General features: G+C 62.1%; 16 protein-coding genes. 9 read left to right on the top strand and 7 right to left on the bottom strand.

Annotated features, from left to right (window positions below):
* Positions 1–88: 88 nt before the first annotated feature.
* On the bottom strand, positions 89–1,168 hold the full coding sequence (lptG, locus tag LPW11_RS11185) for an LPS export ABC transporter permease LptG (RefSeq protein ID WP_230998206.1): 1,080 nt from the start codon (positions 1,166–1,168) through the stop codon (positions 89–91).
* A complete protein-coding gene (gene lptF, locus LPW11_RS11190) occupies positions 1,165–2,328 on the bottom strand; it encodes an LPS export ABC transporter permease LptF (protein ID WP_230998207.1) in 1,164 nt (387 codons plus the stop codon). Before lptF ends, lptG begins: the two co-directional genes overlap by 4 nt.
* A gap of 637 nt (positions 2,329–2,965) precedes the next feature.
* On the opposite strand from lptF, the gene LPW11_RS11195 reads away from it, so the two are divergent.
* From LPW11_RS11195 to LPW11_RS11230, 8 genes are all read left to right on the top strand, one after another.
* The gene (locus LPW11_RS11195; protein ID WP_230998208.1) at positions 2,966–3,649 is read left to right on the top strand and encodes a Crp/Fnr family transcriptional regulator; all 684 of its coding nucleotides are present in this window, start codon (positions 2,966–2,968) and stop codon (positions 3,647–3,649) included.
* A 500-nt stretch (positions 3,650–4,149) separates the two neighbouring features.
* A complete protein-coding gene (locus LPW11_RS11200; protein WP_230998209.1) occupies positions 4,150–5,772 on the top strand; it encodes a sensor histidine kinase in 1,623 nt (540 codons plus the stop codon).
* 1 nt (position 5,773) lies between these two features.
* Entirely contained in the window at positions 5,774–6,142 is a 369-nt protein-coding gene (locus LPW11_RS11205; RefSeq protein ID WP_230998210.1) for a response regulator, read from the top strand.
* Positions 6,143–6,213: 71 nt separating this feature from the next.
* The gene (locus LPW11_RS11210; RefSeq protein WP_230998211.1) at positions 6,214–8,733 is read left to right on the top strand and encodes a mannose-1-phosphate guanyltransferase; all 2,520 of its coding nucleotides are present in this window, start codon (positions 6,214–6,216) and stop codon (positions 8,731–8,733) included.
* 130 nt (positions 8,734–8,863) lie between these two features.
* Positions 8,864–11,041, top strand: a complete 2,178-nt coding sequence (locus LPW11_RS11215) for a glycoside hydrolase family 57 protein (RefSeq protein WP_230998212.1) — start codon at positions 8,864–8,866, stop codon at positions 11,039–11,041.
* Between the two features lie 221 nt (positions 11,042–11,262).
* Complete coding sequence (locus LPW11_RS11220; protein WP_230998213.1) at positions 11,263–12,288, top strand: galactose-1-phosphate uridylyltransferase; 1,026 nt, start codon at positions 11,263–11,265, stop codon at positions 12,286–12,288.
* 131 nt (positions 12,289–12,419) lie between these two features.
* Positions 12,420–13,880 carry a glycogen synthase GlgA gene (gene glgA / locus LPW11_RS11225; RefSeq protein ID WP_230998214.1) on the top strand — a complete coding sequence of 487 codons (1,461 nt, stop codon included), beginning with the start codon at positions 12,420–12,422 and terminating at the stop codon, positions 13,878–13,880.
* The gene (locus tag LPW11_RS11230) at positions 13,877–14,044 is read left to right on the top strand and encodes a hypothetical protein (protein WP_230998215.1); all 168 of its coding nucleotides are present in this window, start codon (positions 13,877–13,879) and stop codon (positions 14,042–14,044) included. The genes glgA and LPW11_RS11230 overlap by 4 nt, the downstream gene beginning before the upstream one ends.
* 74 nt (positions 14,045–14,118) lie before the next feature.
* On the opposite strand, the gene LPW11_RS11235 is transcribed toward LPW11_RS11230, so the two are convergent.
* The 5 genes from LPW11_RS11235 to LPW11_RS11255 form a co-directional block, all read right to left on the bottom strand.
* On the bottom strand, positions 14,119–14,970 hold the full coding sequence (locus LPW11_RS11235; protein WP_230998216.1) for a hypothetical protein: 852 nt from the start codon (positions 14,968–14,970) through the stop codon (positions 14,119–14,121).
* Positions 14,971–15,044: 74 nt separating this feature from the next.
* Positions 15,045–15,839, bottom strand: coding sequence for a peptidoglycan editing factor PgeF (pgeF, locus tag LPW11_RS11240; RefSeq protein ID WP_230998217.1), 795 nt, complete (start codon positions 15,837–15,839; stop codon positions 15,045–15,047).
* Positions 15,840–15,892: 53 nt separating this feature from the next.
* Positions 15,893–16,849, bottom strand: coding sequence for an RluA family pseudouridine synthase (locus LPW11_RS11245; RefSeq protein ID WP_230998218.1), 957 nt, complete (start codon positions 16,847–16,849; stop codon positions 15,893–15,895).
* 82 nt (positions 16,850–16,931) lie between these two features.
* The gene (locus tag LPW11_RS11250; protein WP_230998219.1) at positions 16,932–17,195 is read right to left on the bottom strand and encodes a hypothetical protein; all 264 of its coding nucleotides are present in this window, start codon (positions 17,193–17,195) and stop codon (positions 16,932–16,934) included.
* Positions 17,196–17,253: 58 nt separating this feature from the next.
* Complete coding sequence (locus tag LPW11_RS11255) at positions 17,254–18,687, bottom strand: DegQ family serine endoprotease (RefSeq protein ID WP_230998220.1); 1,434 nt, start codon at positions 18,685–18,687, stop codon at positions 17,254–17,256.
* Between the two features lie 166 nt (positions 18,688–18,853).
* Here LPW11_RS11255 and LPW11_RS11260 point away from each other — a divergent pair, with 166 nt between their 5' ends.
* On the top strand, positions 18,854–19,447 hold the full coding sequence (locus LPW11_RS11260) for a helix-turn-helix domain-containing protein (protein WP_230998221.1): 594 nt from the start codon (positions 18,854–18,856) through the stop codon (positions 19,445–19,447).
* Positions 19,448–19,681: the final 234 nt, after the last annotated feature.

Consider the following 19,681-nt stretch of genomic DNA (forward strand, 5'->3'; position numbering starts at 1 on the left):
TCAAGCCGGCGCGCAGCCGGTAAAAATCATTGCAAAGGAAATCTATCGCAAAGGTGCGGGTTTAATTAGATCATGCACCTCTACCTTGTCAACTCTCCACGGTGAGGCAGAGCCAGATACCGGCCATGAGGAAGATGAAGTTGGTCGCCCACGCCGCCACCACCGGGGGGAGGACCCCCGCCTGTCCGAAGGAGAGGATGACGGAGTTGATGATGGTGTAGAGAAAGCCGATGGCCAGAGAAACTCCTATGCCGACCGCTATCCCGCTGGAGCGGCTGCTGCGCAGGCTGAAGGGGATCCCCAGGAAAGCCATGATCGCCGAGCTGAAGGGAAGGGCGATCCTGCCGTGCATCTGGGCGAGGTACCGCGTCGGGTCGTACCCTCCGGCCTGCAGTTTGTCGCAGTAGCGCCTGAGCTGCTCGATCGTCATGTTGTCCGAGTATTTTCCCAGCACCTTCAGGTCGTCCGGAAGGAGATTCAGGGGGGCGTGCAGCGAGGAGACGGTTTTGGTGCCGCTCGGCTCGCCGGAGCGGATGTCGCGCACGACCGCGTCGCTGAAGACCCAGCCGCTGGAGGTGAGGATGCCGCTTGTGGCATCGACCCGCCGGGTGGGGGTGAGGCTCCTGTCGAGCTCCCACAGCGTGATCCCTTTCAGGGTGCTCGTTTCCGGGTCGAAGAGCGCCGCCCTGAGGATCGTCCCCTGGTCGCGGTACCAGATGTTGTGCTGCCGGAAGAAGGTGCTCGGGTTCTTCTTTTCTATCAGCACCTGCTGGATGTAGCTCCTCTGCGCGAAGCTCTTCGGGAGCACGAGCTCACCGATAAAGAGGGAGAGGATGCTGATGATGAGGGCGAGGAAGAGGATCGGGCTGCTGATCCGGGTAAGGCTCACGCCGCACCCGCGCATGGCGGTGAGCTCGCTGTTCATCGACAGGGTGCCGAGGGTGAGCAAGGTCGCCATGAGGACCGCCAGGGGCGCCGCCTGCCCCACGATCTCCGGGGTTTTCCACAGGAAATAGAGGGCTGTGTGGTACCAGTGGGCGCCGGCGCGCGTGAAGCGGGCTATGCGCTCCATGAAGTCCACGACGAGGTAGATCGCGGTGAATGCGCCGAGGCACAGGGCGAAAAAGCGCAGGTAGATCTGCGCGACATACATATTAAGAATTCTCATCCCCGACCCCTCCTGGAGAAGCGTGCCCGGAACCGGCGTACGAGGGAGCCGAAGAACTGGGTCAGCGGCAGCGGCTCCTCCTCGGCGGTCTTCTTGAAGAGGTAGAGCGCGAGGGCCAGGAAAAGGACGTTGGGGCCCCAGCTCGAGACGAAGGCGGGGACGATCTCGCGCTGCCCCAGCGTCTTGAAGCCGGAAAGCGCGATGTAGTACAGGAGGAGCACCGCGATGCTGAGGGAAAATCCTGCCGCCTTCCCGGAGCGCTTGTTCTGGATCCCGAGCGGCATGGCCAGCAGTGTGAACACGAAGCAGGAGAATGGCAGCGCCAGCCTGTTGTGGAACTCGAGCCGCATGTCGAGGAGCTCCTTTTTGGAGAAGCTCCCCTTCGGGTGCCTCAGCTCGGCGAGGGTCATCTCCGTCTCGTTCCTTTCGTGGGCCTTTTCCTCCTTGTTGAGGGAGACCCGCAGGTTGTACTCGGCAAACTGCACCATCTTGTAATCGCCCTTCCCCTGGGTGCGGTGGATGCTCCCATCCTGCAGGTGGAACTCCATCGATTTCTGCTTCGGGTCGGCAATGAGTGCGCCCCGTTTGGCAAAGACCGTCGCCGGCTCCTTCGAATCCCGCTCGTCGTGGATGATCACGCCGGCCAGCGTCTGGCGCTTCGGGTCGATTTCATCGGCATAGATCACCATGCCGGGGAAGGTGTCGTTGAACACCTTCTCCTTTATCACCACCCCCGCGCTCGACTGCGCAATCTTCACAAAGAGCGTCTTGAAGGCGGAATTCCCCCATGGCACACCGTACATGGTTACTGCCGCACACCCGATCGTGGTGATGAGCGCGAAGATCATCGGGGGGGGGAGGAGTCCGTACAGGCTGATGCCGCAGCTTTTCATGGCGGTGATCTCGCTGTCCCCGGAGAGCCTGCCGAAGGCGAGAAGCACCGCCAGGAGAAGCGCCATGGGAAGCGTGAAGAGCCAGAAGGAGGGGAGAAGGTAGGTAATGAGCCGGAGGACGTCCGTGAAGGGGACCCCTTTTTCCACCACCATCTCGGCGAGCTTCAGGAACCTCCCCATCAGGAGGACGAAGGTGAAGGTGATCATTCCCACCAGGAAAGGAGCGGGGATCTCACTGAAGATGTAGCGCTGCAGGGTCTTTTTCATGAAGTCCTGCATCTTACATCAGTACGATAGGGAAGTAAATAGCCGGGGCCAGAGCTGCCGGCGCGTATGCGAAGGTTCATCTGGCGATCTTGGGAGCTAGGAGTTTTTTCACGAAGTGCTAGACGAGGCCTCGGGTCCCCCCCTTTGCGAAGGGGGGACAGGGGGGATTTGACTTGGCCAGGACCGTCCTGCAAAGTGCCGCAACTCCTGTGGTCTCAGCATTTTGTTTGATCCAGTTTGGTAAAACTGCTGGGCCTATGTCCTTGATCTTTAGAACTGCCGCAGCACTGCGTTTCGACGACCGAGATGTACTCTTAAACGGGCTGCGGTTCTGGAGGATACTTGAAGATCAAATCCCCCCTGCCCCCCCTTCGCAAAGGGGGGAACGTTGGGCCTTCTGCAGTGCTTCGTGGCAGTGTACCGACGCTCCCCCGGAAGTCACGGATGAACCTTCGCAAAGGGGGGAACGTAAGGCCTCGCCTCTCCTTGATAACGCACAGGTCCTTGCTTCCCCGCAACTCCCGGATGAATCTTCCCGAGGGGGAGATGCGCCCTTGCTGTCGCGTCGGTGTCAATGGTTGCCACGTTGCCGGCTTTTTTCTTTACCTCGACAATCTCTTTAAGGTAAAAGGGATGCATGGAAAACAAGGACATTATAAAAAAGGCCCTGCTCTTCTCCGGACTGGCGGACGAATATCTCGCCGAAGTCGCCGAAATCGCGGTACGTCGCCCCTTTGCCAAGGGGGAAACCCTCTTCACCGAAGGGGAGAAGGCGGAAGGATTCTACCTCCTCGCCAAGGGGGCGGTGAAGCTCTGCAAGATCTCCCCCGACGGCCGCGAGAAGGTGCTGCACATGGTCCACGCGGTGGAGACCTTCGCGGAGGCCGCCTTCTTCGGTGACGGCAGCTACCCGGCGGAAGCGAAAGGGGTGGAGCGGGGGGAGGCGCTGTACTTCCCGCGCGACGCCTTCATGGGGCTCCTGGAGCGCAATCCCCGGTTTTCACTGAACCTCATCGCCTCACTCTCCGTTCTGCTGCGCCGCTTCGCCCGGCAGATCGAGGAGCTATCTTTCGCCGATGCACCGGCCCGTCTCGCCTCGTACCTCCTGGAGCTTGCTGAGCGCAAGTCCACGAGCTACCAGGGGCGCACCTATCTGGAACTCGACATGCGCAAAGGGGAGCTTGCCTCCAGACTCGGCACCGTCAGCGAGACCCTTTCGCGCACCTTCCGGAAGCTGAAGGATGAAGGGGTCATCGAGGTCGACGGGAGTCGCGTGGTGATCCTCGATATGGAGAAGCTGCGGCTGGTCTCCGGCAAGTAGGTACACTCTTCCAGCCGCCACCGACCGCGGTGGCGGCATTTCAACCCCTTCCTCCCGTTCACATTTCATTGGCGACAACTCCTCTCACGACTCATTTCCCATCCCACCCCATATACGATCCTTTCCGAAGAGCTGCACCCGCGCCGGTCGCTCCACTGCCGTTTTCCGTTTTTCCCGCCCACAACATTCACTATTTTATTAATTAACAATTATATTAAAATTCTCACTTTTCTGTTGCCATCGAAAACCCTGCTGATATACTTCTGCCGTTTCGGGAGTGCCCCTTCGACCTAATATCGCGCCTGAAATCGCCCCGGCAGCAGCACACCCTCCCCCCGCTCCCTGCGGGTTGCCAGTGTCTCGTCTCCGGTGGTAAATTATTATTTCCACGACATTTTTTCTTTATGCGGGGAGGGGTCCGTGCAGCCGGGGAGACACTTCTTCCCGGGATGCCGGACCTTCCCTTGAGCCCGGCCGGGCTCAGCGCGACCGGAGGTCCCTTGGACTGGGAATGCTGTTGGAGTTACGGGGAGATTTCCCCCGAGCAGTGCCCCTACATCGGTGAAGGTGAGGAGGACTTGTGCCAGTCCCATCGGCGCAGGGTGGTGGAGAAGTGCGTCGATTGTCCCCGTTTCAAGAACGACCTGGCACGGATGAAGGAGATGGGGTTCCCCCTTGCGGACGTCATCCCCTACATCCTCAGCGAATTTCAGGAGCACAAGGCCCAGATGGGGACGGTTCTCGGCTTCCTGAACAGCAAGAACCGCGAGTTCCGATTCCTGCGCGAGGTCGGTCTCGTGCTGCAGACGTCGCTCAACCTGGACGAGGTCCTCTCGGTCGCCATGACCGCCATCACCGCGGGGAAGGGGTTCGGCATGAACCGCGCCTTCCTGCTCATGACGGACAAGGAGAGGCAGAACATAAAGGGGTACCTCGGCGTCGGCCCGAAGGACTACGAGGAGGCCTGGCGTACCTGGGACGATATCGGGCGCAGCAAATTCACCCTGAAGGAGATGGCGAAGAACTTCCAGAAGACGAAGCTCTCCTCCGAGAAGGTGAAGTTCCACGACATCCTGGAGCAGCTCACCGTCCCCCTCTCCGATCAGGGGCACATCTTCAACAGGGCCCTCAAGGGGAAGAAGCCGATTCTCGTGGAGAACGCGCTCAACAACCCGGAGCTCGACCGGGGACTGGCCCGCATCCTCGGGGTGGACACCTTCCTGATCATGCCGCTCATCTCCCGCAACCGGCGCATCGGGATCATCATCGCGGACAACTGCATCACCCACAAGCCGATCACCCTGCAGGACATGCAGTCGCTGGAAACCTTCGCCTTCCCCGTCGCCTTTGCCCTCGAGCGCGCCTCCCTCTACGAGCGGCTCCAGGAGGAGGTGGAGAAGCAGAAGCTGGCGAATCTGAAGCTCCGGGAGCAGCAGACCCTCATCGTGAAGATGGAGAAGATGGCGCTGGTGGGGAAGATCACCTCCAGTATCGCCCACTCCATCAGGAATCCCCTCATGGTGATCGGCGGCTTCGCCCGCACCCTTCTGAAGGGGACAGCCGAAAAGGATGAGCGGCGCGCCCACCTGGAGCTCATCGTGCGCGAGACGAAGCAGCTCGAGGAGGTGCTCGCCGAGGTCTTGAGCTACTCGGAGAGCCTGCACCCGGTGCTCGACCTCTGGGACGTGAACGAGCTGGTGGTGAATTCGCTGGACGAGCTCGCCCCGGCCCTGGAGGAGGCGGGGATGCACGCGGTGCGCCACCTTTCCCCCGAGCTTCCGATGGTGCGCATGGACTACAAGCAGATCGACTACTGCGTGCGGGCCATCGTCTCCACCTCCCTTTCCGCCATGGAGCGGGGGGGGACCCTGAAGGTGGAAACGCTCACCGAGGGGGATGAAGTACTTATCCGCATAAGCGACGACGCGCCCCCCCTCTCGGAGTCCGCACTGGAGGCGCTCACCACGCCCTTTTTCGTAACCCAGCAGATGGGGGAGGGGGTCGGATTGTCCCTTTGCAAGACGATCCTGGAGCGGCACGGCTCCAACTTCTCCGTCGCCACCCGCCCCGAAGGGGGGAACAGCTATACGATCACACTTGCAATCAGAAAGGAGAACCCATGACATGGCAAAACTTCTTGTAGTAGACGACGAGGCTAACATCAGGCTTCTTTACGCGCAGGAACTGACGGACGAGGGGTACGAGGTGGTGACGGCGGCGTCGGCCCTGGAGGCGGTGGAGAAATTCCGCGACGGCTCCTTCGACCTCGTCATCCTGGACATCAAGCTGAAAAACGAGAGCGGCATCGATCTGCTGCAGCGGATCGTGAAGGAGCGCCATGCCCTGCCCGTGATCCTTTGCACCGCCTTTTCCTGTTACAAGGACGATTTCTCCGCCTGGCTCGCCGACGGCTACGTGGTGAAGTCGAGCGACATGCAGGAGCTGAAGGACGAGATCCAGCGGGTGCTTGCGAAGAAGAACCGCGCGGCTTAAGGTACGGCGCGGGAACGTAGAAAAGTGAACCGACCACAACCCGACTACACACACGAAGGAGCCACTGATCTATGAAAGCTGTCATTATGGCGGGGGGCTTCGGCACCCGTATGCAACCGCTGACCTGCAACCTCCCGAAGCCGATGGTTCCCCTGATGAACCGCCCTATCATGCTGCACATAGTAGAACTCCTGAAGAAGTACGAGATCACGGACCTCGTGATGCTTCTGTACCACCAGCCGAGCGTCATCAAGAACTTCTTCAGGGACGGCGCCGACTTCGGTGTGAAGATCACCTACGTCACCCCTCTAGAGGACATGGGGACGGCGGGGGCGGTGAAGTACGCCGAGAAGTACCTGGACGACCGCTTTCTCATCATAAGCGGCGACCTGCTCACCGACTTCAACCTGCAGGAGGTTGTGGACTTCCACACCTCCAACAACGCGCTCGCCACCATCACCCTTACCTCGGTGAAGGACCCGCTCCAGTTCGGCGTCGTCATCACGGACAAGGAGAAGAGGATCACCCAGTTTCTGGAGAAGCCGGGGTGGGGCGAGGTGATTTCGGACACCATCAACACCGGGATCTATGTCCTCGAGCCGGAGATATTCAAATACATCCCGCAGGGGGAGAATTTCGACTTTTCCCAGGACCTCTTCCCCCTCCTTCTGAAGAACCAGGAGGGGCTGTACGGCTTCACGGTGCAGGGGTACTGGCGCGACATCGGCAACACCGACTCCTACCGCGAGGCGCACCACGACATCCTGAAGGGGCTGGTGAACGTGCGCATCGACGAGCCGAAGAAGGATCTGGTGGGGAAGGATCTGCGCATCGGCTCCGACGCCCGGCTGGCGGAGACGACCCTCATGGAGGGGACGGTCGTGGTGGGCGACAACACCCAGGTGCATGCAGGCGCCCAGATCAAGGACAGCGTGATCGGCCGGAACTGCACCATCGAGGGGGGGGTGAAGCTCAATCGCAGCGTGATCTGGGATAACGTCTACGTGAAGAAGGGCGCCAGCGTCAATGACTGCGTGATCTGCAACAACGTGAGCGTTGGGCAGGGGGTCGTCATGGAAGAGGGGGGTGTGGTTGCTGACGATACCTCCATCGGGGAGGAGTCGTACGTGAAGCCGGACGTAAAGATCTGGCCCCGCAAGGTCATCGAGTCCGGCGCCACGGTCACCGGGAATCTCATCTGGGGTGAGCGCTGGAAGAAGTCCCTCTTTGAGGGGGAGATGATCAGGGGGCTCACCAACATCGAGCTCACCCCCGAGTTCGTGGCGAAGCTCGGCTGCGCCTACGGCACCTCGCTGCCGAAAGGAAGCCACGTCCTCGTCGGGCGCGACGCCACCCTCTCCTCCCGCATGCTGAAGAGGAGCTTTCTCGGGGGGATTCTCTCCGCCGGTGTGAACGTGCGCGACGTGAAGATGATCCCGCTGCCGGTCCTGCGCTACAAGCTGCGCACCTTCGGCGAGGTCGGCGGGGTGCACTTCAGGCAGGCGAACAACGATCCGACCTCCACGGAGATCGTCTTTCTCGACGCGGACGGCCTCGATTTCTCCAGCTCCATGGGGAAAAACGTGGAGCGTATCTTCTACAAGGAGAACTTCCGGCGCGCGCACCACATGGAGCCGGGGGGGATCTCCGAGCTCCCGCACGTGGTCGATTTCTATCGCGAGGGTTTCTTCCGGGGGATAGACCTCGACCTCATGAAGCGCCTGAATTCGAAGGTGGTGATCGACTTCAACCACTCCCCGGCGGGGCAGATCCTCCCCCCGATCCTCACGGAGATGGGGTGCGAGGTCATAGGTCTCAATACCTATCTGGACGAGCAGCGCGGCTCGAAGCGCGCGGAGGAGAAGCCGGAGAGCCTCCAGCAGCTCGCGAAGATCGTGGTGACGCTGGAGGCGTGCGCCGGCTTCTGGGTCGACCCGACGGTGGAGGAGGTCGTGCTGGTGGACGAGACCGGGGCGATCTACTCTCCGGCGCAGCTTCTCCCCCTCATGGTGGCCCTCACCCTGCGGCGCGGCTGGAAGGGGGCGTTCGTGGCGCCGGTCTCCGCTCCCTCGATTCTCGAGCAGATCACCGCGGAGCACGGCTGCTCGGTGCGCCGCACGAAGAGCGCCGAGCGTTCCATGATAGAGGCTGCCTTCTCGCCGGAGGTCGTGCTGGCGGGGACGATGGGAGGACGCTTCGCCTTCCCCCGTTTCCAGGCGGCCTTTGACGGGATGTTCACCATCGCGAAAACGCTGGAACTCGCAGCCTCCGCCGGCACCCCCCTCTCCGAGGTCATGGAGGACCTGCCGAAGCGCACCTTCCTGCAGGGGAAGATACCGTGCGTCTGGGAGATGAAGGGGGGAGTCATGCGCAAGATGAGCGAGGACAGCCTCGACAAGGAGGCGAGCTTCATCGACGGCATAAAGATAAGTGTGGGAGAGGACTGGATTCTCGTGCTGCCGGACCAGTACAACCCGGTGATCCATCTGGTGGCGGAGGCAAGGGAGCCGAGGAACGCGCAGAAGCTCATGGATGAGTACCGCCAGAAGGTGGAGCGGTGGAAAAAGGAGCTGCAGGGAGCTACTCCCTGACGTCCCGAGCCCCCCTTGCCGGCGAGGGGGGCTGTTTCATGTCATCTTTCCGCTCTGGTCCGCCCCCACCATCACCCCTCCGGCACGGTGAGGGAGCCTGATCGGGAAAACGCATCCCACGGGGTTATCGATGGCCGACCCGCTCTACGTATCGTTCCTGTGGCACATGCACCAGCCGTATTACAAGGACCCGGTGCGCGGTGAGTACCTCCTCCCCTGGACCTATCTCCACGCGGTGAAGGACTACTACGACATGCCGTGCATCGTGGAGAGCGTCCCCGGTGCGAAGGCGGTCTTCAACCTCGTCCCCTCCCTCTTGCTGCAGATTGCGGAGTACGCCGCGGGGGAGGCGAAGGATCCCTTTTTGATACGCGGCGCCATGCCGCCGGCGGATATGAGCGAGGAGGAGCGCCTCTTCGTGCTGGAGAACTTTTTCTCCGCGAACCGCCAGAGGATGATCGAGCCGTACCCCCGCTACCTGGAGCTCTACTGCCTTGCCGGAGACGGGGCCGGGAGGGGGGCGCGGGAGCGGCTGCGGGCGTTGCGCGATCAGGACCTTCTCGACCTCCAGGTGTGGTTCTTCCTCGCCTGGACCGGTGAGGCCGCGCGGCGGCGCTACCCGGAGATCCGCGAGCTGGTACGGAAGGGGAAGAACTTCAGCGAGGGTGACAAGGAGCTCCTCTTCGACCGGCAGCGCCAGCTTCTTTCCGAGATCATCCCGCTGTACAGGAGGCTTCACGAGGAAGGAAAGATCGAGATCTCCGTGAGCCCCTTCTTTCATCCGATCCTCCCCCTTTTGTGCGACATGCGCAGCGCGCGGGTCGCCATGCCGAAGGTGCGGCTCCCTTCCCGGCGCTTCGAGCATCCGGAGGATGCCCGGCAGCAGGTCTCGTCGGGGATCGCCCTTTTCCGGGAAACCTTCGGCTTCTCCCCCGCCGGGATGTGGCCCTCCGAGGGGTCGGTGAGCGACGCCGCACTGGGGGTGATGCGGGAGTGCGGCATCCGCTGGGGCGCCAGCGACGAGGGTGTGCTGGCGCACTCTCTCCAGGGGGGGCTGGGGAAGGACCGGGAGGCGCTGTACCATCCGTACTCGTATCAGGATGGCGCGCTTTCCCTCTTTTTCCGTGACCACGCGCTCTCCGATCTGATCGGCTTCACCTACTCGCAGTGGGATACGGAGAGGGCGGTGGCGGACTTCGTGTCGCGGGTGCGGGAGGTGCGGCAGCGGCTCCCGGGAAGCACGGTCGCCCCCGTCATACTGGACGGGGAGAACGCCTGGGAGTACTTCCCGGAGAACGGCCGCCCGTTCCTGACCCGTCTCTACCAGTCGGTGGCGGCGACCCCCGGTCTCGAACTTGCCACCTTCTCCGAGGTGCTGGAACGGGTCCCGGCGCGCAGGCACCTGGGGAGCGTGCATCCGGGGTCCTGGATCAACGCGAACTACGGGATCTGGGTCGGGCATCCGGAGGAGAATCTGGCCTGGGACCTGGTGGAGGAGGCAAGGGAAGCGGCGCGGCAGCATGCGCCGGAGGTGGCGGGGGTGCTCGCCGGGGGGAGCTCCGAGAGCGTGCTGGCGCGGGAAGTGTGCCGGGAGCTCTTCGCCGCCGAGGGGAGCGACTGGTTCTGGTGGTACGGGGACGATCACTTTTCCGCCCACAGCGGGATCTTCGACCTCCTCTTTCGGCGTCACCTGATGAGCGTGTACCGGCTCCTTGGTCTGGAAGTGCCGCACGCGCTCTTCGAGCCGATCAAGAAGCACACCCCGGCCGGCCTGGTGCGGGAGCCGGCCGCCCTCATCACGCCGCAGATCACCGGGATCGTCGCCGACTACTTCGAGTGGCTCGCCGCGGGGCTCTTCGATCTCACGAAGCAGTTCTCGGCGATGCACGCCGGCGAGAGCGTGCTGCAGTCGTTCTTTTACGGCTTCGACGAGCACGATCTCTTCTTCCGCATCGACGGCGTGCAGTCGCTGGACCGGACCTTCCGGGAGGGGGACATCCTTTCCCTGTACCTGATCCACGGCCGCGAATTTCGGCTCGACATGGAGGTCGGCGCGCACGAGGGGGAGCTGCTGGTAAAGGGGGAGAACGGATGGAGCGGGTGCGGCTCGCGCTGCCGCTATCGCATCGCGCGTATCGCCGAGGCCGCCGTCAGCGTGCAGGCGCTCGCCCTTTCCCCCGGCGACAAGCTCTTTGGCTATCTTACCTTGACGCGCGAGCGGGAAGAACTGGGGCGCTGGCCCGTCGACACCCCCCTCCCGCTGAAATACGCCGGTCCGGAGCTGGAGACGGAGACCTGGGTGATCTGAGCGGAGCCTTCCCGCGGCCGTCGCGGAAAGGAGCAATATGTTAGCGTCTTCGGTCCCCCCCTCCCCCGACGGGAGGGGGACAGGGGGAGGGTGAAGCTGCCATCTTTGAAGTGGTGGCACCTTCCCCCCCACCCTGTCCCTCCCCCGCAAGGGGGGAGGGGACGTTCCAGCGCGGCTCCCCAAAGGCCGGCGAGGGAGCTGACTTTTCAAGGCGAGGGTGTATGTCCGAATTGAGATGGGATCCCGTGAAGCTGCACTGGGTGATAATCGCCACCGACCGCGGGCGCCGGCCGAGAGACTTCCAGATGGAGCCGGAGGAGTCTTCCCTCACCACCTGCCCCTTCTGCTATGGGAACGAGGACAAGACTCCGCACGAGATCTACGCGCTGCGCTCAGACGGTGGGGCGAACTCCCCGAACTGGCGGGTGAGAGTAATTCCCAACAAGTACCCCGCGCTGTGCATCGAGGGGGAGGCGAAGACGCGGGGGTACGGGCCGTACGACAGGATGAACGGGGTCGGCGCGCACGAGGTCATCATCGAGACGCCGGACCACGAGAGGGGGCTTGCGGATCTTACCGTGGCTGAACTCACGGACGTGCTGGCGACTTACCGCGCCCGTTTCCTGGACCTGCGGAATGACCCCCGCCTGCGCTACATGGTGCTCTACAAGAACCACGGCATCCGCGCCGGCGCCGGGCTTTCCCACTCCTACAGCCAGCTCATCGCGGTGCCGCTGACCCCGCCGGTCGCCGCCACGGAGATGAAGGTCTGCCGCGACTTCTACGCCACGAAGGAGCGGTGCATCTACTGTGACCTGATCGACTTCGAGATATCGGAAGGGGCTCGCGTGGTAAAGGAGTTCGCGAGCTACGTCACGGTCACCCCCTTCGCCTCCTGTTTCCCCTTCGAGCTGCGCCTTTTCCCGAAGAAGCACCGGCACGACTTCGCGGCTCTGGGGGACCCTGACCTCGTGGAGCTGGCCCAGGCACTGAAGGATATGCTCTGCCGCCTGAAGTGCGTGCTGCGGGACCCGCCGTACAACTTCATCCTGCACACGGCCCCCCCGATGCAGCACAGGCAGGGGAAGCCGCAGTACTGGGGCTCGCTGGAGTACGACTACCACTGGCACATCGAGCTCGTGCCGCGCCTGATCCAGATTGCCGGATTCGAGTGGGGAACCGGTTTCTACATAAACCCCACCTCCCCGGAGGACGCCGCCGCTTTCCTGCGCGAGGCGGAGGTGTAGCGGCGGAGCTGAGCCGCGGCAGTCTATATGTTGACCTGTCAACGCCACCTGTGATATGGCATGAAGATTGGCCTGTTCTCCGGCCTTACCACTTGAACCTGAAACATAACCTGTTTTCCTAGAGGCTTTGCATGAAGATCCTGTTTGTAGCTTCCGAGGTCACTCCCTTTGCCAAGACCGGCGGGTTGGCCGACGTGGCCGGCGCCCTCCCGAAGACGCTCAAGGCACAAGGGCACGACGTGCGCATCATGATGCCTTTCTACGCCATGGTGGAGAAGGGGGGTATGGTGGTCCGCAAGGGGCGAAAGAGCGCCTCGGTCATGGTCGGGAGCACCGAGAAGAAGGGGTTCCTGCGTCAGGCCTCTCTCGGGGAGATCCCCGTTTACCTCATAGAAAACAAGGAGTATTTCGCGCGGGAGGAACTGTACGGCACGGCCGCGGGGGACTACCCCGACAACCATCTGCGCTTCTCCTTTTTCTGCAGGTGCGTCCTCGAGCTGCTGAAGAAGATGGACTTCCGTCCCGACATCATTCACTGCCACGACTGGCAGACCGCCCTGGTGCCGCATCTGCTGCGGCACGAGCGCAAGGACGATCCGTTCTTCACCAAGACCGGCGTGATCTTCACCATCCACAACCTGGCCTACCAGGGGCTCTTCCCCCCCGAGACTCTCACGGAGATGGGGCTTTCCAAGGCGTGCTTCACCATGGATAACCTGGAGTACTACGGAAAGATCAACCTTCTGAAAGGGGGGATCATCGCCTCCGACATCGTCACCACCGTTTCGGAGGGGTACTGCCGGGAGATCCAGACCGAGGAGATGGGGTGCGGGCTGCACGGCGTGCTGCACCAGCGCAAGGACGACCTGTACGGCATCCTGAACGGGATCGATAACGAGGAGTGGAACCCGGCGATCGACAAGGACATCATGAAGAACTACAGCCCCGCCTCCCTCTCCGGGAAGGTGGTGGACAAGGTGGGGCTGCAGCGCCAGATGGGGCTGGACAGCTCTACCGATATACCGCTCATCGGGATGGTGTCGCGCCTCGTGGCGCAGAAGGGGTTCGACCTCATCTGCGAGCTTCTGCCGAAGCTTGCCGCCGCTCCCTTGCAGCTCGTGGTGCTCGGCAGTGGCGAGGAGCGCTACCTGAAGCCCTTCAGGGACGCAAAGACCGCCGGGGCCCGCAACATCGCCTTTACCAGCGGTTTCGACAACGGGCTCGCGCCGCGGATCTACGCCGGGAGCGACATTTTCCTCATGCCCTCCCAGTTCGAGCCGTGCGGCCTCGGGCAGCTCATCGCCATGCGCTACGGCTCCGTGCCGATCGGGCGCCGGACCGGGGGGCTCGCCGACAGCATCGTCGATCCGCTGGACGGAGACCGCCAGCCGAACGGCTTCCTCTTTGATGAATTCACCGCGGAAGCGCTGTGGGACGCGATCTCCCGTGCGCTCAATGCCTATCAGGACCGGACGTTGTGGAAAAAGCTCATGCGACGCGGCATGGCGTGTGATTTTTCCTGGCACTCTTCGGCGCAGAAGTATCTGGAGCTGTACCGGAAGGCGCTGGCACGGAGGGGGAGTGACGCATGAGTGTGGAAGCCGAAGAGCTGGAAGGACTCGCCGCCGAGATCCGGCGCATCATCGAGAGCAACAAGCATTTCCTCGAGCGGGTGGAGGATGAGGATTTCGACGATGATGAAGAGGACACGGAGGATGCAGAGGATGCGGAGACCGAGCTCGACGAGGAGCTCTAGATAGCGCCAGGGCGCGTGCACGAAAAAGGCCGGGAATCTCTCCCCGGCCTTTTCCTTTCTTTTATCCAGAAGTACTACTGCTTTTCCGCCGCGGGCTTCGCGGTCTCTTTCTTCGTTATCCGCTCGACAATCGACTTCTTCGGCGTGAGGAGCGAGATCATCTCGTCGAAGTGCCGTCCGTACAGCGTGGAGAACTCCCCGCCGTTCGGAAACTTGGACGGTTTCCCCTGTGCGAATGCAGCCTTTATCCCCGCCACCGTCTTGAACTTCACGTCGACCTTGTCGCTCAGGTTCGCCGCAGCCTCGTCGAAATCGGGGTACTGCAGCGGCAGGAGCATCTCGTAGGAGAGCGATCCCTGCCGGAAGTTCGGGTACTCCCAGAGGGTGTTCCCCTCCGCATCGATGAGCTGCGCGCTCAGCGCAAGATAGTTGTACTCCGTCTCCAGGTAGGAGAGGAAGTTGCTGGCAAATACCTTCCCGGGCCTGGTGAGGCCGTTCACCGTCACGAGGAGGATGGCGTCGAGCCCGTTCGCCGAGAGGAGCTGCCTGATCTCCTCTTTCTTGTAGAAGTACTTGTTGTAGATGATGCCGGCGTCGTCACGGCGCTCCCGGTGTGCCAGGAGCCGGGTGTAGAGCTCGGCGGGGTCACCGTCGACCTGGCGCACCGAATAGTAGATGCCGGTCTCCCGCAGCCGCGCTATCAGCTCCTTCTCGTTCTTCTGGTTTGCATCCTTCGCAAGGTTCGAGACTACCTCTTTCTCCGGGTGCCTGATGTCGGACTGCGGGTCGACCATGAACGGTGCGACACCTACGACCTTCACCTTCTTCTCCAGCGTTTCCCGCGGCACGTTGTAGTGGTCCGCCGCGCATCCGAAGACGGAGAGCGACGCCACGACGACAAAACAAAGGCGGAAGAGCTTGCGCATCGATTTGTTCCTCCTGCAGGGGTATTGAATTGCAGCGCATTTATAGCAAAAGCGCTGCCGTCGCGCCAGCTTAATTACCGCTCCGGGAGCATGATGAACGCCGCGTGCCTCCCGGTGTCCCCGCCATCGCGCCGGTACGAGAAGAAGAGGTCGGAGTTGCAGGAGACGCATTCCCCGGAGATCTCGATCTGGCCGGAAGGGATGCGGGCATCGGCAAGCTGCGCACGGTTTGCCGCCACCAGGTCGAGCGACCATTTACCCTCCTCCTTCACCTCGGAGGCGAGCTCGAAGGGGGCGCCGTGCTCCTTGAAGGAGTTGCGCACCGGTGCGTCCACCTCGTAGCAGCATGCGCCGATGGCGGGGCCGATGGCGGCGAGGATGTCGGACGGTGCGCTGCCGAAGAGGTTCACCATCGCCTCCACCCCCTTCCCGGCGATGTTCTTTGCGGTCCCCTGCCAGCCGGCGTGGAGCGCGGCGACGACCTGGCGCACCGGGTCGTGCAGCAGGATCGGTACGCAGTCAGCGGTGCAGATGGCGATCATCAGACCGGGCTGGTTCGTGACGATCCCGTCGCATTCCAGCTTCAGGAAGTGCCCGTACTCGGGGTTCGGGGTGTCGATCACCAGGAGGTCGGTGCCGTGCACCTGCGTCACGGTCAGAAACCTGTCCAGCGTCCCGCCGAAGGCCCGGGCCAGCAGGCTGCGGTTACCCTCCACGCTGTGCGGGGAGTCGAGGGTGTTCGTCCCCAGGTTGAGGGAGTTGTAGGGGGGGCGCGATACCCCCTCGTGGCGGGTGGTGAAGCCGGCGGCAACGCTTTCCGCCAGCTTCGGCTTGAGATACTGGATCTTCCCTGTCCTTTGCATTTCCATTTCAGGCGTCCTCACAAGACTTCATATCCTCCGTAACGGAGGTGAGGGAGGGGCTATTCCCCTTTCCCTTCCAGATAATCAACAATCGCAGCCATGTCTGCGGGAATATCGGTATCGAACTCCAGGTACTCCCCCGTCACCGGGTGCAGGAAGCCCAAGGTCTTCGCGTGCAGCGCGTGGCGCCCCAGATCCTTTACCAGGCGCCTGAGCACCGGGTCCTTTATGGTGGCGAGGCGGGAGCCGCCGCCGTATACCTCGTCGGCGAGGAGCGGGAAGCCGGACTCGGAGAGGTGCACACGTATCTGGTGGGTCCGCCCGGTCTCCAGCCGCATCTGCATCAGGGTGACTCCGGCGTAGCGCGCCAGCACCCGCCAGTGGGTGACCGCGTGCTTCCCGTGCCGCGCCTTGCCGCACATCTTCTTCCGGTCCACCGGGTGGCGCCCGATCGTCGACTCGATCTTGCCGCGGTCCGTCTTCGGCGAACCGTAGACCAGCGCGAGGTACACCCTCTTTATGGTGTGCTCCTTGAACTGCTCCGCAAGGGAGAGGTGGGCTCGGTCGCTCTTGGCCACCACGATCGTCCCGGAGGTGTCCTTGTCGATGCGGTGCACGATCCCCGGGCGCAGCTCTCCGCCGACGCCGGAGAGGTCGCGGCAGTGGGAAAGGAGGGCGTTCACCAGCGTCCCCTCCGGGTTGCCGGCGCCTGGATGGACCACCATCCCCGCCTCCTTGTTCACCACGACGACATCCGGGTCCTCGAAGAGGATCTCCAGCGGGATCTCCTGCGCCTGCGGCTCCGCCGGGACGGGGGGAGGGATCAGCACGCGCAGGGCATCCCCTCCTTTCAACTTCAGGGAGGGCTTTTGCGGCTGCCCGTTGACGGTGACGTTTCCCCCCTCGATGAGGCGTGTTGCAGCGGATCTTGTTATCTCGGGGATGCTGCGGGCCAGGAAGCTGTCGAGGCGCTCCGGTTCAGCTTCGGCGGGGTAGGTTAGTTCGATCGGTTCCATGCTTCCCTGTCTTTTATGCTCCACAAAAAGAGGGCGTGTTCGTGTGAACCCGCCCTCGTTCGTAGGTTTCTGTTGTGCGGTCCTACCAGATGGTCGATTCGATCTTTCCGGCCCGCTTGATGAGGACATCGACGACGGCGAGGTCGAAGAGATTGGACTCCGCCAGTTCCTTGGCGACCCGGGACTCGAAATGTTCGCGCCCCTCCGCAAGCTGCTCTTTCAGGAGGTCGAAGATGTTGTCCTCCTTGATCCCCTGCTCCACCTTCTCGCGGTTGTAGATCGCCACGTCCGATATGATTGCCCTGGCAAGCCTCCTTGCCTGATCGCTATTCACTATGAGGCTCATGTTCTTCCCCTGGCGGTAAATTTCAGCGGCCTACTATACCCCGATTCGCTGCAACTTACTACCTTAATCTTAAGGCGAAGTAGATGCTTGCGTTCCCCCTGCGGACGAGGAGTGCTGCGGATCCTTTCGCCTCGGCGTCCTTCATGGCCCGGGTGAAGTCGGCGCTGTTTTTCACCTTCCTCTGGTTGATGGAGAGGATGATGTCTCCGGGGCGGATGCCGTTTTCCGCGGCGATACCGTCCGGGTCGACATTGGTGATGATGACCCCCGAAAGACCCTTCGCCTTCAGCTCGTCAGGCAACTCGTCCACCGCGATCCCCAGAAGCTCCGTGGCGCGCTCGCTCGACTTCGGCGCCTGGGTCTGGGCCTTCTCCATGGAGGCGGTAACGAGCGAGACCTTCAGCGTCTTTCCTTCCCGCACGAACTCCACCTCTACCCGTTTCCCGACCGGCGTGTCCGCCACCGTCCTCTGGAGCTGGCGCACGTCCTTTACTTCGGTGCCGGCAAAGCGGGTGATGATGTCCCCCTGCTGGATTCCGGCCTTTGCGGCGGGGCCGCCGGGGACGACGTCGTTGACGAGTGCGCCGCTTGCCTTGGAGAGACCGAAGGAGCGGGCCACATCTTCCGTCACCGTCTGGATGGAGACGCCAAGCCAGCTGCGGCTGACGTTACCTTTGCTGATGAGCTGGGTCACGATCTGCTTCGCCATGTTCACCGGGATGGCGAACCCGATCCCCTGGCCGGCGGCAACGATGGCGGTGTTGATCCCGATGACCTCTCCATATATGTTAAGGAGCGGCCCGCCGGAGTTGCCGGGATTGATCGAGGCGTCGGTCTGGATAAAGTCCTCGTACGTTTCGATCCCCATATCGGACCTGCCGGTCGCGGATATGACGCCGACGGTGACGGTGCGGTCCAGCCCGAAGGGGTTGCCGATGGCCACAGCCCACTGCCCGACCTGCAGCTTGTCGGAGTCGCCAAGGACGGCGGCGGGAAGCGGACCTTTCACGTCGATCTTTATGACCGCTATGTCCGTCTTCGGGTCGGCGCCGATGACCTTGCCTGTGTACACCTTGTCGTTGGAGAGCTTCACCCTGATCGTCTCAGCATCGCGCACGACGTGGTCATTGGTGACGATGTAGCCATCCTTGTTGAGGATGAACCCGGAGCCGAGGCTGCTCTCCCTCTTGTATTGGGGGCGTCCGCCACCGTCGCCGAAGAAGTCCTCGAAGAAGGGGGAGAACTCGAAGAAGGGGCGCACGAGCTTCTTTTTCCCTATGGTGGAGATGTTCACTACGGACGGGGTGACTTTGTGGACGAGATTGGTGAAGGCTTGCTGCGTGACGAGAATGTCTTTCGGGACTTCCTTGACGGGAGGTTCTGCGCTCTCCTTGCGCGTCGATTCGTAGTAGGTGACCCCTTCTTTTTTCTTGCAGGCAACGAGGGCGCAGGAGACGAGGAGGATGATGGCGACGACACGGAAGCTTCGCATGAACTACTCCTTGGATGGGCTAACCGGCTGAAACCGCGTTAAGACTAGCCAAAAAACCTACTGATGTCAACCGATTCGCCCATTTACGCACCTGCGTGAACCCTCGTTTTTCCCCCTTGACGCAAGAGTGTGTTTTGCATATATATTCCACACGGAGGAATAGCGCGTGCAAGAGACGATTCGCCAGGAAATAAAGGAGATGAAGCTGGGGGAGAAGATCCGGGGGTTGCGCCAGGAACAGAGGCTCACCCTGCAGGCTCTTGCCGACACGACCGGGCTCTCGAAGCCACTCCTGTCGCAGATCGAAAACGACCAGGTAACGCCGCCGATCGCCACCCTGCTAAAGATCGCCAAGGGGCTGAAGGTGGGAATCCACTACTTCTTCGAGGAGGCGGGGGAGAAGCAGAAATTCGTACTCACCCGCGGCGAGGCGCTCGGCGGCAGCCAGCGCCGCCCCGGGAAAGACTCGATCCAGGGATACATGTACAAGCCGCTCGCGCCGGGGTTCCGCCAGAAGAAGGTAGAGCCGTTCATGGTGGAGTTCGAGGTGCGGGGGTGGGACGATTCCCTCTTTTACAGCCACGAAGGGGTGGAGTTTCTCTACATCCTTGACGGCCAGCTGGAGTTCCACTATGCCGACGAGGTGATGACCCTCTTCCCCGGTGACAGCATCTACTATGAATCCTCGGAGCCGCACGGCTACATCTCGGTTGGCGAGAGCCGCGCCCGCGCGGTGGCGGTCCTGTACACAAAGGGGTAGGGCGGCCGCGGCAAATTCTTCCTATACATCAGCTATTTTCCCCGTTGACATCCCCGCTGCGTGCGCTAGTATATATTCCTGTGCCGCTGTCGCCGGACAATACAGTATGAATTTCCGGCGGCACGAACCGGCCTCTGGCAGTAAGGGGTGGAGGGGCACATCGAGCTCTCCGGCAGGGCTTCCAATTCTGTAAGAAAGATTTAACCGCTTCGTTGAAAATATTGCGTTGACTTC

Origin of the sequence: Geomonas sp. RF6, assembly GCF_021044625.1 — a bacterium.
Classification (GTDB): domain Bacteria; phylum Desulfobacterota; class Desulfuromonadia; order Geobacterales; family Geobacteraceae; genus RF6.

Bases quoted from the DNA above. Each gene is read 5' to 3' on its own strand.
- pgeF (WP_230998217.1), bottom strand. From the start codon at position 15,839: ATGGAAATGCAAAGGACAGGGAAGATCCAGTATCTCAAGCCGAAGCTG.
- LPW11_RS11250 (WP_230998219.1), bottom strand. From the start codon at position 17,195: ATGAGCCTCATAGTGAATAGCGATCAGGCAAGGAGGCTTGCCAGGGCA.
- glgA (WP_230998214.1), top strand. From the start codon at position 12,420: ATGAAGATCCTGTTTGTAGCTTCCGAGGTCACTCCCTTTGCCAAGACC.
- lptG (WP_230998206.1), bottom strand. From the start codon at position 1,168: ATGAGAATTCTTAATATGTATGTCGCGCAGATCTACCTGCGCTTTTTC.
- LPW11_RS11230 (WP_230998215.1), top strand. From the start codon at position 13,877: ATGAGTGTGGAAGCCGAAGAGCTGGAAGGACTCGCCGCCGAGATCCGG.
- lptF (WP_230998207.1), bottom strand. From the start codon at position 2,328: ATGAAAAAGACCCTGCAGCGCTACATCTTCAGTGAGATCCCCGCTCCT.
- LPW11_RS11245 (WP_230998218.1), bottom strand. From the start codon at position 16,849: ATGGAACCGATCGAACTAACCTACCCCGCCGAAGCTGAACCGGAGCGC.
- LPW11_RS11235 (WP_230998216.1), bottom strand. From the start codon at position 14,970: ATGCGCAAGCTCTTCCGCCTTTGTTTTGTCGTCGTGGCGTCGCTCTCC.
- LPW11_RS11210 (WP_230998211.1), top strand. From the start codon at position 6,214: ATGAAAGCTGTCATTATGGCGGGGGGCTTCGGCACCCGTATGCAACCG.
- LPW11_RS11220 (WP_230998213.1), top strand. From the start codon at position 11,263: ATGTCCGAATTGAGATGGGATCCCGTGAAGCTGCACTGGGTGATAATC.
- LPW11_RS11195 (WP_230998208.1), top strand. From the start codon at position 2,966: ATGGAAAACAAGGACATTATAAAAAAGGCCCTGCTCTTCTCCGGACTG.
- LPW11_RS11205 (WP_230998210.1), top strand. From the start codon at position 5,774: ATGGCAAAACTTCTTGTAGTAGACGACGAGGCTAACATCAGGCTTCTT.
- LPW11_RS11255 (WP_230998220.1), bottom strand. From the start codon at position 18,687: ATGCGAAGCTTCCGTGTCGTCGCCATCATCCTCCTCGTCTCCTGCGCC.
- LPW11_RS11215 (WP_230998212.1), top strand. From the start codon at position 8,864: ATGGCCGACCCGCTCTACGTATCGTTCCTGTGGCACATGCACCAGCCG.